Here is a 4,063-nt window from a genome sequence, read left to right on the forward strand (position 1 = left end):
GGAATCACATCCCACCGAGTAGTGTAGATCGAGCGGTAGATCGTCTCGTGGCTGATCGCCAACTCCTCGTCACCGCTGTGATGCAGTCTCAGATGCCCGACAATCTGCTCCGGCGACCACTCGTCTTCGAGTGCCTGAAGTAAAGCAAACGAACTCGGGAAAACTCGGGGTACAGGATTGAGCCGTCCCGCCGACGTGACATCCCCCAGATCATCGGCGGGAAACCAGCATAGGGTGCACCGCTTTCCGTCTCACTGACCGACCTAGTTCTCGCGATCGACGAAGCCGCCGGCATTCTCCTGGACCATGCCCTACCCTCCAGCTTCCTCACCTGCACGTTCGACATCGATAACGAGCACCTGCGAGTAATTCTCGCCGCGACGACGGCACCGATCGACACCAGCACCACCTCGTTCCATTGGTTCGTCCTCCACAGGCTGGTCGACGACGTCGTTCTCGAACAGTTTCCCTCCACAGCCGCCGACGCACCCGATAACTCGGCAACGACGATCATCCTGACCAAGGCACTACAGCCAGGTTCGTGATGCCGTCCACGACGAGCAGCCCACAACTACACCCGAACCTCACACACGTAGGCCCGGCACACCACTGCGCCGCAGCCCTAGACGGTATGAGGGGACTGTCTGAATAACGGTGGATCCGGTCCTTGATTCAACACGCCGAGCTGAGCTTGGCGGGAAGGATCGACGATGACCGAAACACTTGATCCCATGGCAGAGACTGAGGTGGATCAGAAGCAGTTGGCCGAGCAGCTCCTGGCTCAGGCCAAGGAGCAGGGCGTGGAGTTGATGGGCCCGAACGGACTCCTCAATCAACTCACCAAAAACGTCCTAGAGACCGCGTTAGACGCGGAGATGACCGAGCACCTGGGCTACGAGAAGCACGATGCCGCCGGCCGCGGCAGCGGCAACTCGAGGAACGGTACCCGTTCGAAGACGGTGCTCACTGAGATCGGGCCGGTGGAGATCGAAGTGCCACGCGACGTCGATTCTTCGTTCGACCCGCAGATTGTTAAGAAGCGTCAGCGACGCTTGACGGGTATCGATGAGATCGTATTGTCATTGACGGCAAAGGGTTTGACGACCGGCGAGATATCCGCGCACTTTCAAGATATTTACGGAGCGTCGGTGTCGAAGGACACGATCTCGCGGATCACCGACAAGGTCGTCGGGGAAATGACGGAGTGGCAGAACCGGCCACTTGATCGGGTGTATCCGGTGATGTTCATCGATGCGGTGCACGTGAAGGTTCGCGATGGGCAGGTCACCAACCGGCCGATGTATGTCGCGATCGGCGTCACCGTCAATGGCGAACGCGACATCCTCGGGATCTGGGCCGGCGAGGGCGGAGAGGGCGCAAAGTTCTGGCTCTCGGTCCTGACCGAGATCAAGAACCGTGGTGTGGCGGACGTCTGCATCGTTGTGTGCGACGGACTCAAAGGATTGCCTGAAGCGATCAACACCGTCTGGGAACTCGCTGTGGTGCAGACGTGCATTATTCATCTGATACGCAACACTTTTCGCTTTGCCTCTCGTAAATATTGGGATGCGATGGCGCGTGATCTCAAACCTGTCTACACCGCTCCGTCGGAGTTTGCGGCCAGGGAACGATTCGCTGAGTTCACGCAGAAATGGGGGCAGCAGTATCCAGCGATTATCAAGATGTGGGACAACGCGTGGAGTGAGTTCGTTCCGTTCCTGGACTACGACGTCGAGATCAGGCGCGTCATCTGCTCGACGAACGCGATCGAGTCTGTCAACGCTCGCTACAGGCGCGCAGTACGGGCGCGTGGGCACTTCCCGACTGAGCAGGCGGCGCTCAAATGCTTGTACTTGGCCACGCGTGCTCTGGACCCGACAGGGAAAGGTAAGGCACGATGGGCAATGAGGTGGAAGCCCGCGCTCAATGCGTTTGCGATCACCTTCGAAGGACGCATCACCCTGAACGGTAACTAACCGACATCAAGGTCGGATCCACCGTTAATCGGACACTCCCGGTATGAGGGTCGGCCCGTTTCGGGCCGGGGACTCGCTTGCAAGTTGCCGTGGGTTGCCGAGTAGGCGAAGCCTGGATCGGTAGTGCCTACATTTGCAGGAGGCCCCGGTGATGTATCAGCGTACGAGTGTCGGATTGGACGTGCACGCACTGTCTGTAGTGGCATGTGCGATCGACGGTCAAACCGGTGAAGTATGGAAACAACGATTATGTCCGGACTCCGGTGAGATCCTCGCCTGGTTGCGTTCGTTGCCGGGTCCGGTGAAAGCCGTCTACGAGGCCGGACCGACCGGATTCGGCCTGTACCGAGCTCTGAATCAAGCGGGTGTGGAGTGCGTGGTGGTTGCGCCGTCGAAATTGCAGAGACCTGCTGGTGACCGCGTCAAGACCGATGCTCGCGACGCGCTGCATCTGGCGCGGTTGCTCCGACTGGACGAGATCGTCGAGGTCACGGTCCCTTCGGTAGAACAAGAGGCAGCCCGAGATCTGGTCCGTGCCCGTGAGGATGCTCGCGGGGATCTGATGCGATGCCGACATCGCTTGTCGAAACTTCTTCTGCGGCAGGGCATTGTCTATTCTGGTGGTGCGGCGTGGACTGGTGCGCATGATGTGTGGCTACGAAGTCAGAGGTTCGAGCAGTCGGCGTTGCAGGCCACGTTCGACTCGAACTATGAAGCGATGCTGCTCACCCGAAGCCGCCGTGACCGACTGGATACGGCGATCGAGGAGATGGCGGAGAACAGTCCCTACACGCCGATGGTGCACCGTTTGGGATGTTTACGCGGAATCTCTACTTTGACCGGGTTCGGGTTGGCGGTCGAGATCGGCGACTGGCAGCGATTTACGGGGAGCACCATCGGTTCCTATGTCGGCCTGGTGCCGAGTGAATACTCTTCGGGGACATCACGATCACAGGGTTCGATCACCAAGACCGGCAACGGTCATGCACGTCGGTTGTTGGTCGAGGCAGCATGGCATCACCGCAAGATCTACCGCAACCCTGGACAGGTCATGCGCACTCGATGGGCGAAAGCCAGCCCCGCTGCGCGTGCTCGTGGGCATGCCGGCAACCACCGCCTGCATCATCGGTGGGAGCAGTTCACCGCCCGTAAGAAGCGTCCGGTGATCGCCAATGTCGCCGTAGCCAGAGAACTTGCGGGATGGTGTTGGTCGCTGGCGGTCGTCGACGACCAGCCCTGAGCTTGTCCTTCCCCTAGATTTCGGTCGATAGACAATCGCAAAGGGCGTGATGGCAGCGTGAGGAACGATCTGCGAAAACAACTATGGGCAGCAACAGGTTCCGAAATTGGAACCGATTGCGACGCCCGACCCTAGAGCAGCAGCACCGTTCCTGCCGAACAGTCGTCCTGCGGTAGCCAACCCGCGTATATCAGTCTGACCACGAGTCGTGAATATCGACATGTCACCCGCCGTTCTTCATGTCCGTCGACCGAAACGGAAACGGCCTCGGGAACTGCCGTTCCCGAGGCCGTTTCCACCTGTCCCTTGACAAATTTCTCTACATATCAGTTGTACGAGGCACGGACGTTAGTTACGCGATGCCGGCGGTAAGCGGCGGGCGGTCGTCCTCCGCGTGTTGAATGCGGTCGGTGGTAATTGTAGTGAACATTCCAGATTTCGACGGCAGTGCGCCGCTCAGCTTCGCTGGTGTACTCGCGGGAGTACAGCAGTTCTTCGGCGAGGATACGGTTGTAGCGTTCGACTTTCCCGTTGTGTTTCGGGGTGTACGGCTTGATGCGGTAGTGCCGAGCTTCGCGTAATGAAACGGTGAAATCTGCTGCCCGGTAGCATGATCCGTTGTCGGTGATCACGCGCTCGATACGGGTGATGCCGTGGGCGGCGAAGAAGACGCGGGCGTTGTTCATGAAATCGATGGCTGTTGCGGCGGTTTCGTTGTCGCGTGCCTCGGTGTACGCCAGGCGGGTGTTCCCGTCGATCGCGGAATGCAAATAGGTGTACCCGACCCGGGCTTGCTTGTTCTTCGTTTTCCGACGCTGCGATCGTTTGGCCTGCTCGGAGCCGCGGC

General features: G+C 59.3%; 3 protein-coding genes. 2 read left to right on the top strand and 1 reads right to left on the bottom strand.

Annotated elements, in window-relative coordinates; translation table 11 throughout:
* Positions 1-710 precede the first annotated feature (710 nt).
* Together ACIQYF_RS23570 and ACIQYF_RS23575 are read left to right on the top strand one after the other, a co-directional pair.
* Positions 711-1,976 (top strand): IS256 family transposase, encoded by a 1,266-nt coding sequence (locus ACIQYF_RS23570; protein WP_003943361.1) that lies wholly within the window; start codon positions 711-713, stop codon positions 1,974-1,976.
* Positions 1,977-2,127: 151 nt separating this feature from the next.
* On the top strand, positions 2,128-3,216 hold the full coding sequence (locus ACIQYF_RS23575; protein WP_003942584.1) for an IS110 family transposase: 1,089 nt from the start codon (positions 2,128-2,130) through the stop codon (positions 3,214-3,216).
* A gap of 326 nt (positions 3,217-3,542) precedes the next feature.
* On the opposite strand, the gene ACIQYF_RS23580 is transcribed toward ACIQYF_RS23575, so the two are convergent.
* On the bottom strand, positions 3,543-4,063 hold a 521-nt coding region (locus ACIQYF_RS23580; RefSeq protein WP_402866670.1), incomplete at its 5' end, for an integrase core domain-containing protein.

The sequence above is a fragment of the Pseudomonas sp. NPDC096917 genome (assembly GCF_044762555.1).
Classification (GTDB): domain Bacteria; phylum Pseudomonadota; class Gammaproteobacteria; order Pseudomonadales; family Pseudomonadaceae; genus Aquipseudomonas.